Raw genomic sequence first — 16,808 nt, forward strand, 5'->3', positions numbered from 1 at the left:
TTACATTTCTTAACAATGTTCATTTTTGGTAGCAGGGGATGAAATTAATGGCTGGGGGAATTCATAGCGCAGGATACAAAAATCTGATAGATTTAGCTATCAGCGAGTAAAAACTGGTAAAGATGAAAGTCCTGGTTATTGGTGGCGATGGATATTGCGGTTGGGCAACGGCTCTGTACCTTTCTAATCGAGGTCATGAAGTTGGAATTTTAGACAGTTTGGTGCGTCGGCACTGGGATAATACGCTTGGTGTTGAGACTCTAACCCCAATTGCACCAATTCAACAACGTCTCCAACGATGGCAAGATTTGACGGGTAAATCCATCGACTTGTTTATTGGCGATATTACCGACTATGGTTTTTTGCATAAGGCGTTGCATGAATTTGAGCCAGAAGCAATAGTACATTTTGGTGAACAGCGTTCGGCACCATTTTCCATGATTGACCGTGAACACGCTGTGCTCACCCAGGTCAATAACGTAGTTGGCACGTTGAATCTACTCTATATCATGAGAGAAGACTTTCCCGATTGCCATCTAGTGAAATTGGGAACCATGGGTGAATATGGGACACCTAATATTGATATTGAGGAAGGCTATATTACCATTGAACACAATGGGCGTACAGATACCTTACCCTATCCTAAGCAACCCGGTTCCATGTACCATTTAAGTAAGGTTCATGACAGTCACAACATTCACTTTGCTTGCCGAATTTGGGGTTTACGTGCAACTGATCTCAATCAGGGCATTGTCTACGGTGTGATTACCGAGGAAACCGGATTAGATGAGCTGTTAATTAATCGCCTCGATTATGATGGGGTATTTGGTACAGCACTGAATCGCTTTTGTATTCAAGCTGCTGTGGGTCATCCCCTCACCGTTTATGGGAAAGGTGGACAAACCCGGGGCTTTTTAGACATTCGCGACACAGTGCGATGTATTGAATTGGCCATTGCCAATCCCGCCCAACCTGGGGAATTTCGTGTGTTTAACCAATTCACAGAATTGTTTAGCGTTGGTGATTTGGCCTTAATGGTGAAAAAAGCCAGTTATGCTATGGGGCTAAATGTGGAAATTAACCACATTGATAATCCGAGAATTGAAAAGGAAGAACATTACTTCAATGCCAAAAACACTAAGTTATTAGACTTGGGCTTGCAACCCCACTATCTCTCAGATTCCCTACTGGATTCCCTGTTAAACTTTGCTGTTAAATATAAAAGGCGAGTTGATAACAAACAAATTTTGCCTAAAGTCTCTTGGCACAGAAAATAACTGACACTAGACATTAGTAAGGATTGATATGAATCCCTGTTAATTTAACTTGCTACTAGGCACAAAAAAACAAATCTAGGATAGACAAGGTTGGGGGGAGAGTCAAAAGATTCCATAATACATAATATTAAGATATAAATGTTGAGAATACTGACAGTATCCCCCACCTAATTTTATGAAAATTGCCCTATTCACCGAAACTTTTTTGCCTAAGGTTGATGGCATTGTCACCCGTTTATCTCACACAGTTGACCATCTGCAACGAGATGGACATCAGGTTATGGTATTTTGCCCAGAAGGGGGTATTAAAGAATATAAAGGAGCAAAAGTGCACGGAGTTAGTGGGTTTCCCCTACCTCTTTATCCAGAGTTAAAATTAGCACTACCCCGCCCTGCCATTGGTTATGGGCTACAAGAGTTTGGTCCAGATATAATTCATGTGGTAAATCCAGCAGTTTTGGGACTATCAGGTATTTTCTACAGCAAATTGCACAAAATTCCCCTAGTAGCATCCTATCATACACATCTGCCTCAGTATTTACAACATTATGGACTAAGTTTACTGGAAGGACTACTATGGGAACTGCTCAAGATTGCTCACAATCAAGCAGCTTTAAATCTGTGCACCTCTACAGCTATGGTTGAGGAATTGGCGGCCCATGGAATAGAAAGATTAGACTTGTGGCAACCAGGGGTAGACACAGAGCTTTTCCATCCCGATTTAGCCAGTCAGGAAATGCGCTCCTATCTATCCCAAGGTCATCCAGACAGTCCTCTGTTATTGTATGTAGGTCGTCTTTCGGCAGAGAAAGAGGTTGAACAGATTAAACCCATTTTGGAAGCCATTCCCCATGGGCGTTTAGCCCTGGTGGGGGATGGACCCCATCGGCAAAATTTACAAAATCACTTTGCCCACACTAATACCCATTTTGTGGGCTATCTCAAGGGTCAACAATTGGCCTCAGCCTTTGCTAGTGCCGATGTGTTTGTCTTTCCCTCCCGTACGGAAACCCTGGGATTAGTATTATTAGAAGCCATGGCTGCGGGTTGTCCAGTAATCGCTGCTCGTTCTGGGGGGATTCCCGACATCGTCACTGACGGTGTCGATGGTTATCTTTTTGACCATAATGCCTCTATTCAACAAGCTATCGACCTCACAATTAAGTTGTTAAGAGAAAAACAGGAAATTGCCGTTATGCGTAGTAATGCTCGTAAGAAGGCGGAGAAAATGGGATGGTCTGCTGCTGTAAGACAACTACAAGCATACTACCAGAGAATATTAAATTAAGAGTCAGACTCACTTTCCGGTGGGAAACTTTTACCTATTCTGAGTTGTTTCTTAGAGCGTTTTAATTGTTTCCACAGAGACCTGATTTGTTCATAAGCATCCTCAGGGGGAAGTTTACCACCGGTTTCCAAGTTACAAATATAACTAACTCTCTGAGCAAACTCCTGGAGATTGGCATTAAAAACCAGATTTTCAGGTTGTACATGACCATAGTAGCGACCACGGGGATAGAGGAAATCATCTTTTTTGTCCACTATTTTTTCTCCATATACTTAATTAATCCCATGCTTTCTCAAACAAAATGACGGACAAAGGCTCTTATGCGTATTTTTTTGGTAAGAAAATGCTAAACGTTAAACTAAGATTATGACAAATTTTTTTAGTTATTGGTTAGATTGGTTAATTAGTTTAGTTAATTTGGCGTATAACCAAATCAGATAATAAAATAGTTAAGCTCAAAAACATAGCTCTGGGAAAATAATCTACCACCATGTCTGTTAACACTAATAACAAGCTATACGAAGGTAAAGCCAAAATCATCTACACCACAGAAGACCCACAGGTTTTATTGGCTGAATTTAAAGACGATGCAACCGCATTTAATGCGAAAAAACGAGGTAGTATCCAGGGGAAAGGGAGTATAAACTGCACCATTTCCAGTAAATTGTTTCTCCGCATGGCACAGGAGGGTATAGAAAACCATTTTATTGACAGTCCAGCTGCTGGTCAGATGAGGGTAAAAGCGTTGAAAATTTTGCCCTTGGAAGTAGTAGTGAGGAATATTGCAGCTGGGAGTCTTTGTCAACAAACCGGAATAGAGTTAGGCACAGTGTTGACAAAACCTCTAGTGGAATTTTACTACAAAGATGACAAACTAGGGGATCCCCTGCTGACCAGGGATCGTCTCCTGTTGCTGAAACTAGCCACAGAGGAACAAGTAGAGCAAATTATCCATCTAGCATTACAAATCAACACTTTTCTCCAGGATTTATGGCAGCAGTGTAGTATCACTTTAGTGGACTTCAAACTCGAATTTGGTTTAGACTGGCAACACAAACTGTTGTTAGCAGACGAAATTAGTCCTGATACCTGTCGCTTGTGGGACACGTCAGAAATTGATCCTATTCATCGCATCTTGGACAAAGATAGGTTTCGTCGAGACTTGGGTAAGGTAGAGGATGCCTATCAGGAGGTTTTGACCAGATTGCTGGAAGTTATACCCTAGGTTAACCCCTAACTTAACAAGTGGTGAGTAATGACTAAATTAAATTGTGTGTGGCGGTTAAAAAATGAGTAAAAAGCATTTATCTCCTGTATTTTTGGTTACGGTAGCTGTAGCTGCCAGTTTGGAAAGTTCCTTGAGCGCCCATGGACAAACCCCTACTCAGTCTCAACATTTACTGAGTGGGGACAGCATGAAAGTAAGTAAGTCCTTATCTAGCACAATGTATAATGTTAAGGGTGAGACTTTCATTAGCACAACAGCACAAGCTACTCCTAACAGTAATGGGAATGCAGTAGATGATAATCAATCAGGTAATCAACCTGATAATCCCAATAATACCCAACCAGCAGAAACACCAGAACCTAGAGTATTAATTTCAGAAGTGGTGGTCAAGTCAGCGGTTGGACAACTCCCATCGGAAATAGAAACCCAAGTTTACCAGGTCATTCGTACTAAAGCTGGACAAACTACAACCCGCTCACAATTACAAGAGGATATTAACGGAATCTTTGCCATTGGGTTTTTTACTAATGTACAAGCATTTCCAGAAGATACGCCATCTGGTGTTAAAGTAACTTTTGTGGTCAGTCTTAATCCTGTACTTACCAAAGTAGAATTAGACGCTAATCCCGGTGCTGGAGTGGCTTCCGTTATACCTGCTGCAACCGTGGATAAAATCTTCAGTCAGCAATATGGTAAAGTAATTAACCTACGTGATTTGCGAGCTGGGATTGGGCAATTAACCAAAGAGTATCAAGACAAAGGTTACGTACTGGCTAACTTGATAGCAGCACCCAAAGTTTCTGAGACAGGAGTAATCACCTTACAAGTAGCTGAGGGAATAGTAGAAAATGTCCAGGTTGCTTTTCGCAATAAGGAAGGCCAAGATGTGGACGAGAAAGGTCGACCCATTCGGGGAAGAACAAAAGACTATATCATTAAGCGGGAAATGCAATTAAAACCCGGTCAAGTGTTTAACCGCAATATTGTCCAAAAAGACCTACAAAGGGTTTTTGGACTCGGTTTGTTTGATGATATTAATGTCTCCCTCAACCCGGGAACAGACCCTAGTAAAGTTGTTGTTGTAGTAAATGTGACTGAGCGTAATAGTGGATCCATCGCCGTAGGGGGAGGTATTAGTTCTGCCAGTGGATTATTTGGCACCATTAGCTACCAAGAACAAAATCTATCAGGTAGAAACCAGAAGCTGGGATCAGAACTGCAAATTGGACAACGAGAACTCTTATTTGACTTGCGATTTAGCGATCCTTGGATTGACGGCGATCCCTATCGTACTTCCTACACAACCAATGTTTTCCGCCGTCGTTCAATTTCTCTAGTGTTTGAAGGTAAAGACAGCAACGTAAAAACCTTCAACCCTGATAATACTACTGATGTAAATAGTCAAGCAACCCCCCGCATTGCCCGCTTGGGCGGCGGAGTTTCTTTCGGTCGCCCCCTTTCTACCAATTTATATGAGAATCCAGAATGGTTTGCCTCCCTAGGTTTACAATATCAAAGGATTTCCAGTCGCGATGTCAATGGTAATATTAGACCTCAAGGGGCGGTTTTTGATGACAGTGGCAATCGACTCAGCCCAACCATTCCTCTCACCCAGTCCCCTACCGGTGAAGATGATTTGTTCTTATTACAATTCAGCGCCCAAAGCGATCGCCGGAATAATGGGGTGCAACCAACCAAAGGTTCTTACCTGCGTGTAGGACTGGATCAATCTGTGCCCATAGGACAAGGTAGTATACTAATGTCTAGGGTAAGGGCCAACTACAGTCAATACGTACCCATAAAACTTCTGGGATCTAAAAATCCAGAAACCCTTGCTTTTAACCTGCAAGGGGGTACAATATTAGGTGATTTACCACCTTATGAAGCCTTTAGCCTGGGGGGAAGTAATTCCGTGAGGGGTTACGATGAGGGTAAGTTAGCAGCGGGACGTACTTACGTCCAAGCGTCAGCAGAATATCGTTTCCCCATATTCTCAGTGGTTGGTGGGTCTCTATTTTTTGATTGTGGTAGTGATCTGGGCAGTGCTACCAGAGCAGCTGAAATCCTCAATAAAAATGGGAGCGGTTATGGTTATGGCTTGGGATTGCGCATTCAGTCACCACTGGGTCCTATTCGCATTGACTATGGTATAAGTGATAAAGGTGATAGCCGCATCAACTTTGGTATAGGGGAAAGGTTCTAATAGTGGAAAACTGTAACTAGTTGCGTTGAGATTAAACAAATCGATGTCTTGTCTGAGTGTATCTATCGCCCGTTTAGTTAATAGTGGACCGAATAACTTTGCCGTTTGGGTAGTGAAAGCTCCCTATCCTAGCGGTTACGTTTTGCGTGACTGTGTTTTTCCACCTCAACTTGCTGAGATTTGGATAGAATGGCAGCAAATGTTTGGTGGTTTTGTAGACAACCATGACCTGGGGAAGGGATTGGTTGGGTCTGGGATGGGACAAACCACTGGTTCTTATAGTAATCGGTTAATGCAATCTTTAGGAATCAGTTTATGGCGTTGGCTATTTGATGGAGAAATTCTTAGCAGTCTAGAGCGCAGTCGTGGTCTAGCTATGGGAAGCAATCAACGATTGCGGTTGCAGTTGGAAGTTCGTGAACCCGATTTGATTGGTTTACCATGGGAAATTATGCAACCGGAAGCGGGTCATTCAGCAATCTCCGTCAACCAAGAGGTTTTGTTTAGTCGCACTATCAATCAGGTTGAACCAATAGCAAATTTATCAGCAGATTCCTCTTTAAACGTGTTGTTGGTTTTGGGGTACAATGGCAATCTAGAGTTGGAAAAAGAGGCTACCATTCTGGAGAAAATCCTCCTAGAATCTAGTCCTCCTGGTGGGTATTACATATCAAACTGTTTGGTCAAAAAGCTATTACAACCTACACCAAAGGAGTTGATACAAGAACTGGAAACCAAGGCGTATAATGTAGTTTTTTATGCAGGTCATGGTTTGCCCAATCCGGATGGCGGACTGCTGTATTTAACAGAGGAACAGTCCCTTAATGGTATAGAACTAGGTCAATTATTAGCTCGTAGCAGAGTTAAACTAGCAGTATTTAATGCCTGCTGGGGTGCCCAACCAGCAGTTCATCACAAAGCAATACCCACTAGTAGTTTGGCAGAGGTTTTAATTCGTCATGGTGTGCCCGCAGTTTTGGCCATGCGTGACGAAATTGCTGATCAGGAAAGTCGTAGTTTTATTCAGGGGTTTACTCAAGCACTGCGCATGGGTGAAGCGATTGATGCAGCTGTAGCAGTAGCTAGACAGGAATTATTAGCTATTTACAAGTTTAATCAGCCAGCATGGACTTTACCAGTTCTCTATCTACACCCAGATTTTTCGGGTCAGTTGATTAAAAGTGTTGATGAGGGAATTACAGAATTGCCAGATCTAACTACTGGAATAAATGTTCCCCAGTCCAGTGCTGTTTTGCGCTCAGTTTCCCCCCAGGGTCAAAGTTGCTCCCTGCGTTCCGATGTCACTCGCATTGGTCGCACCAAGGATAATGATCTTGTGATTCCCCAAGTTTATGTTTCTAAGCACCATGCAGAAATACTTTGTAGAACCATACTAGATGGTTCTCAACCAGTTGTTACTTACTATTTACAAGATTGCTCTACCTACGGAACAACTTGGTATTTAAATGATTATGGTTGGCAACGGGTTTTACGAGAGGAGGTAGTGTTAACATCGGGAATGAAGTTAAAGTTTGGCAGTGCGAAGGGGGAAACATGGGAGTTTCTGATTTTTGATGATTAGCACCAGCGGAGATTGTTTTTGTTGTTTTTGCGGAAATTCCTAGCTGCTAACTGTAGCTCCCTATAATACCAATTATGCGGATGAAGTTTGAGGCCCAATATGATTGATAACACAGGTGATTTAGATAATCAGAAACCTTTCCTTCCCTCCGTGGATTGGGAATTGTTGACAGCAATATTAGAACCGGAAGATGAAACTTATCCTTGGAATCTTGCAAGTGACCAAGCGGATGATTATTTTCAAAAACTAGCAGCGCCATTGCACTCTGACCTACTGTTGATGGAAAGTCTCGATCAGCAAGGGGAAAATTTCTATAATTCTCTTGACCAGATCTGGACTCAGGTTTATAACTCTAAAGCTGACCGTGATGAAAGACCACGCACTACCCTAAATGATATTTTTGGCACGTTTGTTCCTTCCCACTACCTTGATCAGATTATGGAAGCAGCAAAGAAAACCTTCCATGATATGGAACATTCTACCAGTGAGAAGATTGTGGGTTGTGTTCAATCTTTGTTACCTAATTGGGATATGGAAGACCTATTAGTTTTGGCACGTCCTATTGCTTACTCCATGAGAAGTGCTCCACAGGATAAATCGGAACACAACTTACCAAATCGCAATTGGACTGAATTATCAGAGGTAGAACGGGCAAAGACTTGTTTAGTAGTGGCTGACTATGCCTTAAAAGCAGTTTCTACGCAAGCAGCAGAAAATGGAGAGTAGTATTTATTTCGGATCCAGAAACCGGGTGGCAAAATTATGCGATCGCGTAGGTGATAATACTCGAGCTTTGAGGATAGCAGCCATCAAAAAAGCATAGGACAAAACACCTACAATTACTAGTAGTAGAGCATTAATGGAACCGGTAGCATTCCAGAGAGCATGGAGAGCGGAGGCGGTGAAATAACCAACACCCAGGATTTGCCAACTCATGCGGGGTTTGAGGGTGGCCAAACCGATGAAGTAACCTAAATACCCACTATAAGCCATGTGTCCAGCTACGGAACCCAAAATCCGGGGGATAAGTAACTGTAAACCGATGAGTTGACCAGTACCTACTCCCGATTGCTGGCTAATATTTTGGGTGATTACAGGAACATATTGGCCAAGGGTTTCTAGTAGAGTAAACCCCACCGCTGATGCAGTCCCCAGAAGAATGCCATCTAGTGGTTCCCCAACCCCTATCCTTTCCCTCCAGGGGGATGGTAGGGATTTGCCTAAAAAATAGGCGCCTATTACCGGTAGGGCCTTGAGTAGTTCCTCCATTAACCCAGCTCCGAAAAACATTCTGATCAATAATTCTGTGAATGTGTCACTACCGGAGGGTGATAAACTACCAGGGAGAATTTCTCGAAAAACAAATATAAATAAATCTAATAATGGACTGACTAAAATCAGCATGGTGCTTAGGGCCATGGCCATGAGTATCCACCATGGTTTTTGTTTGCCACAAAGTTGATAAACGAAATAATAAGCGGCTGATCCAATATAAGAACCGACAATTACTTGATTAGCTTGGGGATATCCCACGGTAGCAAACATTAACACGACAAAAATTACTGTTAGTATCCCTGGTATAAGATATGCTTTACTAGTTAAGTCTTTACCTGTGGAAATTATAGGAAATAACTGGGTGAAACTAACTCCATCGTGCTTTGATTGTTGTTGAGTTGTTTTTCCTGGTACTATAACTGTAGCTGGATTAACTGGGACAGTTCTGGATACAGGTATGGTTTCACATTCAAAGATAAATTCAGGACCATCATAACCCAAAGAAATGCGATCGCCATTTTGTAGCTCTTGAGGTCCCCGTAGTAGTTGTCCATTGAGGAAAGTGCCATTAGCACTGTTTAAATCACAAATGGTCCAGGTGAACTTACTTTCTGGAGGACGAACAACCGCATGACGACGGGACACCATTCTATAGGTTATAGCGTCCAAGACAACCTGACAACCGGGGTCACGTCCCATGACCATTTCCCGATGGGAAAGCAGTGGGTAGCGGGATTCTGGACTGGAAACCGCTTCACTAGACACCAGTCTCAAAAATGCATTCTGTCTTGGGTTTTTGCCTATCATTTACTTAGCAGTTGATGAGAATGTTGTTGGCTTATTCATTAGTTATCACCAAACCTGTGGGCGGATCCAAATGAAATTCCGCCATTGCTTTGGGAAAATTTTTATTTTCATGACTGGGGAGACTTAACTTGACCAGTACAAACCTTTGTAACGGAGTTAAGTCTTGCCACTGCTCCAGGGCGATCTTAGCACCTATGGTCTCTACTTTTTCAATAAGTTGTTTAGGTAGGGTGGTAGGATCTAGCCAAGGGGGATGGGGATCCGTGGGAAGCAAAGAGGGATAGGTTCCCGTGTATTTAAAAACCAATTCCCTTAAATAGTTTTGGTAGTTTTGTATTTCCCCTGGTGTAAAGCAGGGTAATGTAACTAGAGTATCACGTTCTGGGAGACTAATCTGATGCCAATGAGCCAATTTTAGTTTAATTCCACATGTATCCAGCTTATAACGGACTATCATGGGTATACAACGAAGGGTGGCTATAAAATCAGCTTCAAATTGGAAAAACTCGGTAGACATAACAGGAAATTAGGATCCTCAATTTTTATGACCAGTTATTGTTGTCCAACTAAGTTACAACTAATGTTTATTGCGACTTTGGATAATGAAATAGCTAATAGATAGAGCTAGTACGGCAATTCCCAACCCAATAATATCAATTCCTGTCACTTTTTCCAAGTCTAGGATAATGATTTTTCTAGCAACAGCAATTAAAGAAGTAACAATAACTAATTCTACTTGAAAAACATGCTTTTGTAGGTAGGCCGTAATATTTTCTAAAATTTCTAAAGCAATGAGAATATTTAAAAACAAACCAAATATCTTAAACAAAATAGTATTAAACTTGCCATAGGGAGCATCAAATAACTCTTTAAGCAGAAAAACTGTTAAGTCCGCAATGGCCACAAGGATTACCACCACCATTAAAATAGAAAGAACCTTAGAAACTATCACCACAACATTTTCAATCAAGTGCATGAAATTATCATCACTGGTGAAAGTTTTCAGTTGCCTAAAAAACTTCTTCATTGGATTTACAATACCCCATCAAGTAAACAAATTACGTAAATTCTCCTGTAGGAGAACCCACCGAGTATCTTACCATATCCAGTGGGGTACATTTTTTTAAGATTGAATAGGAATTAACTGTACAGCACAGGCTTTCAATTCTGGCTGAAAAGAGTCTGGACAAGACGCAGAATGAGTAAGGGTATTAGCTTCAGAATTTTCTGACCATAGTTTACCCCAATGCATAGGGACAAAAACAGTACCAGGGGAGATAGTCAAAGTGATTTTAGCAGGAAATTCCGCTGCACCACGACGGGAACGAACCATCACCAACTGATGATCAGCAAGCTGTAACTTGAGCGCATCACGGGGATGAATTTCCAAAAAAGGCTCAGGGTGCATTTGACAAATCTTATCAATTCTTCCTGTACGTGTTTGGGTATGCCAATGGCCATATAATCTTCCTGAAGTGAGAATAAAGGGATATTCAGGGTCTGGAGGTTCAGCTAAACCCCGAGAAAAACATGCTGCAAACTGAGCCTTGCCATCATGAGTATAAAAACGTAAATCTGTATATAATCGTTTAACTTCCTGATAATTATCTTGAGAAAAAGGCCAATGAGTTGGACCATTAGCAGTTAGAAACTCATAACTTAAACCCGACATATCACAGGGACGATGACGAGTTAATTGCACAAATTCCCGATAAACCTCACTAGAATCCTGAAAATTAAACTGATGTGAAAAACCCAACCTTCTACCAACCTCAGCGAAGATTTCCCAATCAGACTTAGCCAATTGTGGAGGATTTTTAAAAGCAGAACATAGGGTGATTCGACGTTCCGAATTAGTCATCACCCCAGTTTTTTCACCCCATTGAGCAGCGGGTAATAAAAGATGAGCGTAGTTAGCAGTTTCCGTGGGATAATAGGCATCCTGATAAATAGTAAAAGGGGATTGTAACAATGCTTTTTTAGTTCTTTCTAAATCCGGCATACTTACAGCTGGATTAGTTGCTGCTATCCATAATAGCTGCACATTACCAGACTCCAAAGCCATAATCATTTCCCACACATTTAACCCAGGAATAGGTGAAATAGTACCTGGTTGTAAACCCCAAAATTCCTCCACTTCCAACCGATGTTGTGGATTTTTAATTAATCTGTATCCGGGCAATAAATGTGCTAAACCACCCGCTTCCCTACCACCCATAGCATTAGGTTGACCAGTTAAAGAAAAAGGACCTGCACCTGGTTTTCCCACCTGTCCTGTGAGGAGGTGTAAATCAATAATACTCCTTACCTTAGCAGTCCCTTCAGAAGATTGGTTCACACCCATTGACCACAAAGAAAGCACAGATTGGGCTTGACCCCAATATTTAGCAGCGGTTTCTAAATCTGCCAAAGAAATACCACATCGACTGGTAACAAGATCGGGAGAATAGTAATTAATGACTTGGATATAATCTGCGAAATTGCTAGTATAGTTATCCACAAAATTTACATCCCAAGAATTCCATTTCACCAATAGATGGGCCATACCATTCAACAAATCAATATCAGTACCCGGAACAATGGCTAAATGTAAATCAGCTGTTTTAGCAGTGGGAGTGGAACGGGGGTCAACCACCACCATTTTCACGTGAGGATTTTTCTTATGATATTTAGCTAACCGGTTAAAAATAATGGGGTGACATTCTGCAGTATTAGTACCTATTAAAAAAACGCAGTCAGTTAATTCTAAATCGTCATAACAGCAAGGAGGGCCATCAGCACCAAAACTTTGGAGATATCCAGATACCGCACTAGACATACAAAGACGGGAATTAGCATCGAAGTTATTAGTTCCTAAACAACCTTTCAGTAATTTTTGGGCAATATAATAATCTTCAGTTTGAAACTGTCCAGAACCGTACATACAGATAGATTCTGCACCGTGAGTAACTAAAGTTTGTTGAATATGATTTGTAATGATAGTGAAGGCTTCCTCCCAGGAAATCAAGCGAAAATCTTGTGTTAAAGATTCTCGAAACATGGGATATTGCAATCTATTTTTATATATTGCTTCTGCAACAGTTGCACCTTTAACACATACCATTCCTTGACTAGAGGGATGAGATTTATCTCCACGAACACGCCAATTAACAGTTTCTTGATCACCCGTATTATCCGTAGTGGAACTTGGATGTTGGGTAGGGGAAGAGACTTCTAATCCACAACCCACACCACAATAGGGACAAAGTGTTTTGATAAATTCGGTCATATTGGTGGATAAACTACTCTTCAATATGAGCACAACGACGATAAAGAAAATCCAGAGCGTAGTTCCTCAAATGATAATATTCTGTACTTTCCATAATCTGACGACGCTGACGGGGACGAGAAAAAGGAATATCTAATATTTCACCAATATTAGCAGCAGGTCCATTTGTCATCATGACCAATTTATCAGCTAGAAAAAGAGCTTCGTCAATATCATGAGTAATCATTAACACAGTAACTTGATGATCGGACCAAATTTGCAGTAGTTCCTCTTGTAATTCTTCCTTAGTAATTGCATCCAAAGCGCCAAAAGGTTCATCCAAAATCAGAACTTGAGGACGAATAGCCAAAGCACGAGCAATAGCCACCCTTTGTTTCATACCTCCTGATATTTGATGGGGTTTCTTTTGAGCAGCTTCCGTCAGTCCTACCATACCTAAATGTTCTCTAACTATAAACCGTTTTTCAGCCTGGGTTTTATTAGGAAATACAGAATCAACAGCAAGATAAACATTTTCAAAAACACTTAGCCAGGGAAGTAGACAATAGTTTTGAAAAACCATCATCCGGTCTGGTCCTGGTTCAGTAATAGGTTGACCTTGCAACCAGACCACACCATTGGTAGGTTGATTGAATCCAGAAATCATATTTAACAGTGTAGATTTACCACAACCCGAATGTCCAATGAAACAAATAAATTCTCCCTCTTGGACTTTGAGACTAATGTTGTCTAAAACAGTATATGGTCCCTCGGAGGTGGGGTAAATTTTGTTTACACCGTCAATGAATAGGAAATCCCGTGATTTTTGGTGAGACTGTGGATTACCTAAAGCTTGAAGCTGAGTATTTTTGGGGAGATTCAATGTGGTCATGACTTTCATCCTTTAATTTTAATTTAGTTAATTCAGTCTAATATAAGATGAACGTAGGTTGGGTTGAAGTATGAAACCCAACGCCCGCACGGGTAACCCATCCTATAAATAATTGTGCCTCCCTATTTAAACCAGAGCTTCTTCAACTCGCACCTGGGATTTAATGGCTAAACCTTTAAGATATTCTAAGGGTTGAGAGGGATTAAATGTTTTACCATCAAATAACTGAATGGATTCTTCCCTACCAATATCCAAAATTCCCACTTCTCTTGCAGCTACACCAAAGATATCTGGACGACAAACTCGGTCAATTATTTCTACCCAGTTTTTGGGGAAAGCAATAAAACCCCACCGGGCTAATTGGGTAAGAATCCAGAGCATTTCGTGACGGTTGGGATAGTTGGCTTGGTGCAGATAAAACTGATGGGAAGTTTGGGAATGTCGATGATAGTTACTTTGATAACTTTCTAATAATTCAGAGCGTAAATTTACATGATGATCACCTATATATTGAGGTTGAGAAATTAGACTGACAATTTCTGACTCATTACGAATATCATCACAATATTCACAAGCTGCTAGGAGCGATTTAACTAAGGCTAAATGTGTTTGAGGATATTGTTGAGACCAATCTTCTGTGACTCCTAGTATTTTATCTACATGTCCCTGCCAAATATCTGAAGTGGGCAACATAATAAACCCCAGATTTTGCTCAACAGCACAGGTATTCCAGGGTTCACTAACACAATAACCATCTACTTTTCTTTCCTGGATAAAATCAACCATTTCATCCGGTGGAATTACTATTAATTTGACATCCTTATCTGGTTCAATACCACTTGCTGCTAACCAATAACGCAATAACAAATTTTGCATTGATGCTGGATGAACAACTCCCAAAGTGTAAGTTTTATCAAGGTCAGTGTTGACTGTTTTTTCTAGATCTGCAGCATTCCTTACACCATTTGCCCGTAGTTTTTGGCTTAAAGTAATAGCACTACCGTTGCGAGATAGAGTCATTGCTGTTACCATGGGAGTCGGTGTTTTTCCCATAGCACCTAGAGTCATGGCTAATGGCATACCAGCAACCATTTGAGCAGCATCCAGCTTACCACTAGCTACACTTTGGGCAATATCTTGCCAATTTTTTTCAGGTATTAGGTTCACTTGTAAACCACATTCTGCAAAAAAACCTTTTTCTTGGGCAATGATTAAAGGTGCAGCTTGGGTGATAGGAAGATAACCGATTTGTAAGTGAACTTTTTCTGGTTGATTGGTGGAAATCAGAACTGGTGATATGGTTTGTTTTTGACGCTGTTTTGCCAGTTTCTGTTGGTTTAGGAAGTAGATCATTTGATTCCGCAGATTGTAATAACTGGGATGTTCAACTACCTCTAATCTTTGTCGGGGACGGGGAATAGGTACTTCTAAAATTTGTCCGATGTGTGCTTCCGGTCCATTGGTTAACATCACAATTCGGTCACTTAATAATAGTGCTTCATCTACGTCATGTGTTACCATCACACAGGTAATTTTATATTCATTACAAATTTTCATTAATTGCTCTTGCAAATTACCCCTCGTTAGAGCATCCAAAGCACCAAAAGGTTCATCCAACAATAACAATTTTGGTCTGGTAGCTAAAGCACGAGCAATGGCCACTCTTTGTTTCATCCCCCCAGATAATTGACCAGGAAGTTTTTTAGTAGCACGACGTAACCCTACTAAGTCAATATGTTCCGCAATGATTTTCTGGCGTTCTCCTACAGATAGATTCTGATGTACCTCATCTACTGCTAAGGCAATATTGCCCTCAACTGTTAACCAGGGAAGTAAGGAGTAATTTTGAAAAATTACCATTCTATCTGGACCTGGTTCTCTAACTTCCCGACCTTCTAAAGTCACCCCACCAATAGTGGCTTGATCTAGACCAGCAATAATATTTAGGAGAGTGGATTTACCACAGCCAGAATGACCGATGAGAGAAATAAATTCTCCTTGATTAACCTTCAACTCAATATTTTTCAAAGCAATATATTTACCACCATGAGGGAGGTTGAATATTTTATCTACATGGTCAATTTCTACAAAGGTGTTCATGGTCTTCTGGTGATTATGGTAAAAGTTATTTTTGTTCTTTTTGTACAATCTTATCAGCTATAAAAGCCACTGTTCTATCTAACATCAGTCCCACTATTCCCACATAGATTAGGGCGACAATAATCTCGCTCAAATTAGTATCTGTGGTAGTATTATAAGCATCCCAAATAAATGAGCCTATGCCCACACCACCTACCAACATTTCTGCAGCTACAATGGCCAACCAAGATAACCCAATACCAATTCTCAGTCCAGTAAAAATATAGGGAACCGTGGCTGGGAAAACTATTTTTAAAAAATATTTGCCCTGACGTAAACGCAAAACGCGAGCCACATTTACATAGTCTTGGGGAATATTTTGTACTCCCACAGTTGTATTTATTAAAATTGGCCAAATTGAAGTGATAAAAATCACAAAAATCGCTGAAGGATTGGCTTGTTGAAAAGCTGCTAAGGAAATAGGTAACCAAGCTAGGGGCGGAATAGTTCTTAATACCTGGAAAATAGGGTCTACCGCATTATATAAAAATCTATTAGCACCAATTAATATGCCCAGGAAAACACCCACAATGGTAGCGAGAGAAAACCCCAATCCTACTCTCCCTAGACTGGTCAAAATCTGCCAACCTAAGCCCTTATCGCTATCACCATTGTCAAAAAATGGCTGAATGATAAAGGGATCCCAGGTTTCAACAAAAGTTTCTAAAGGACCCGGTAATTGAAATCCCGGAATGGAACAGAGTAATTGCCACAACATTAAAAATATGACCAGTCCACATAGTGGTGGTAATACCTTATGCACTAAAAATTTGTTAATTGTTTTAATTGCTTTTTTTTGTTTAGTGCTAATTTTCTGATTTGTTACCCCCACGGACATCTTCTTCTTGCTCCTTATTGTGGAAATTGGTC

At 40.9% G+C, this 16,808-nt stretch carries 14 protein-coding genes; 6 read left to right on the forward strand and 8 right to left on the reverse strand.

What is annotated here, in order from left to right:
* Nucleotides 1-122: 122 nt before the first annotated feature.
* The gene (locus IAR63_RS14165; RefSeq protein WP_187705705.1) at nucleotides 123-1,277 is read left to right on the forward strand and encodes an NAD-dependent epimerase/dehydratase family protein; all 1,155 of its coding nucleotides are present in this window, start codon (nucleotides 123-125) and stop codon (nucleotides 1,275-1,277) included.
* A gap of 175 nt (nucleotides 1,278-1,452) precedes the next feature.
* Nucleotides 1,453-2,565 (forward strand): glycosyltransferase family 4 protein, encoded by a 1,113-nt coding sequence (locus IAR63_RS14170; RefSeq protein WP_187705706.1) that lies wholly within the window; start codon nucleotides 1,453-1,455, stop codon nucleotides 2,563-2,565.
* Here IAR63_RS14170 and IAR63_RS14175 read toward each other — a convergent pair.
* Complete coding sequence (locus IAR63_RS14175; protein ID WP_187705707.1) at nucleotides 2,562-2,819, reverse strand: DUF7219 family protein; 258 nt, start codon at nucleotides 2,817-2,819, stop codon at nucleotides 2,562-2,564. The genes IAR63_RS14170 and IAR63_RS14175 overlap by 4 nt on opposite strands.
* Before the next feature lie 236 nt (nucleotides 2,820-3,055).
* Between IAR63_RS14175 and purC the strand changes: the two genes are divergently transcribed.
* The 4 genes from purC to IAR63_RS14195 all read left to right on the forward strand — a co-directional run bounded on the left by purC (nucleotide 3,056) and on the right by IAR63_RS14195 (nucleotide 8,304).
* The gene (gene purC, locus IAR63_RS14180; RefSeq protein WP_187705708.1) at nucleotides 3,056-3,790 is read left to right on the forward strand and encodes a phosphoribosylaminoimidazolesuccinocarboxamide synthase; all 735 of its coding nucleotides are present in this window, start codon (nucleotides 3,056-3,058) and stop codon (nucleotides 3,788-3,790) included.
* Between the two features lie 64 nt (nucleotides 3,791-3,854).
* Entirely contained in the window at nucleotides 3,855-5,996 is a 2,142-nt protein-coding gene (locus tag IAR63_RS14185) for a BamA/TamA family outer membrane protein (protein ID WP_187705709.1), read from the forward strand.
* 43 nt (nucleotides 5,997-6,039) lie between these two features.
* Nucleotides 6,040-7,578, forward strand: coding sequence for a CHAT domain-containing protein (locus IAR63_RS14190; RefSeq protein WP_187705710.1), 1,539 nt, complete (start codon nucleotides 6,040-6,042; stop codon nucleotides 7,576-7,578).
* A 99-nt stretch (nucleotides 7,579-7,677) separates the two neighbouring features.
* On the forward strand, nucleotides 7,678-8,304 hold the full coding sequence (locus IAR63_RS14195) for a hypothetical protein (RefSeq protein ID WP_187705711.1): 627 nt from the start codon (nucleotides 7,678-7,680) through the stop codon (nucleotides 8,302-8,304).
* Between the two features lie 3 nt (nucleotides 8,305-8,307).
* Here the strand turns inward: IAR63_RS14195 and IAR63_RS14200 are convergent, their stop codons facing one another.
* The 7 genes from IAR63_RS14200 to ntrB all read right to left on the reverse strand — a co-directional run bounded on the left by IAR63_RS14200 (nucleotide 8,308) and on the right by ntrB (nucleotide 16,776).
* Entirely contained in the window at nucleotides 8,308-9,660 is a 1,353-nt protein-coding gene (locus IAR63_RS14200) for a PrsW family glutamic-type intramembrane protease (RefSeq protein WP_187705712.1), read from the reverse strand.
* Nucleotides 9,661-9,691: 31 nt separating this feature from the next.
* Nucleotides 9,692-10,177, reverse strand: coding sequence for a nitrate reductase associated protein (locus IAR63_RS14205; protein ID WP_187705713.1), 486 nt, complete (start codon nucleotides 10,175-10,177; stop codon nucleotides 9,692-9,694).
* A 60-nt stretch (nucleotides 10,178-10,237) separates the two neighbouring features.
* The gene (locus IAR63_RS14210) at nucleotides 10,238-10,687 is read right to left on the reverse strand and encodes a phosphate-starvation-inducible PsiE family protein (protein ID WP_096546434.1); all 450 of its coding nucleotides are present in this window, start codon (nucleotides 10,685-10,687) and stop codon (nucleotides 10,238-10,240) included.
* Nucleotides 10,688-10,783: 96 nt separating this feature from the next.
* The gene (locus IAR63_RS14215; RefSeq protein ID WP_187705714.1) at nucleotides 10,784-12,928 is read right to left on the reverse strand and encodes a molybdopterin oxidoreductase family protein; all 2,145 of its coding nucleotides are present in this window, start codon (nucleotides 12,926-12,928) and stop codon (nucleotides 10,784-10,786) included.
* 13 nt (nucleotides 12,929-12,941) lie between these two features.
* Nucleotides 12,942-13,799 (reverse strand): nitrate ABC transporter ATP-binding protein, encoded by an 858-nt coding sequence (locus tag IAR63_RS14220; protein ID WP_006275769.1) that lies wholly within the window; start codon nucleotides 13,797-13,799, stop codon nucleotides 12,942-12,944.
* Nucleotides 13,800-13,925: 126 nt separating this feature from the next.
* Complete coding sequence (locus IAR63_RS14225) at nucleotides 13,926-15,899, reverse strand: ABC transporter ATP-binding/substrate-binding protein (RefSeq protein ID WP_187705715.1); 1,974 nt, start codon at nucleotides 15,897-15,899, stop codon at nucleotides 13,926-13,928.
* Nucleotides 15,900-15,924: 25 nt separating this feature from the next.
* Nucleotides 15,925-16,776, reverse strand: coding sequence for a nitrate ABC transporter permease (ntrB, locus tag IAR63_RS14230; protein ID WP_187705716.1), 852 nt, complete (start codon nucleotides 16,774-16,776; stop codon nucleotides 15,925-15,927).
* Nucleotides 16,777-16,808: the final 32 nt, after the last annotated feature.

It is taken from the genome of Cylindrospermopsis curvispora GIHE-G1 (assembly GCF_014489415.1).
GTDB classification, from domain to species: Bacteria; Cyanobacteriota; Cyanobacteriia; order Cyanobacteriales; family Nostocaceae; genus Raphidiopsis; species Raphidiopsis curvispora_A.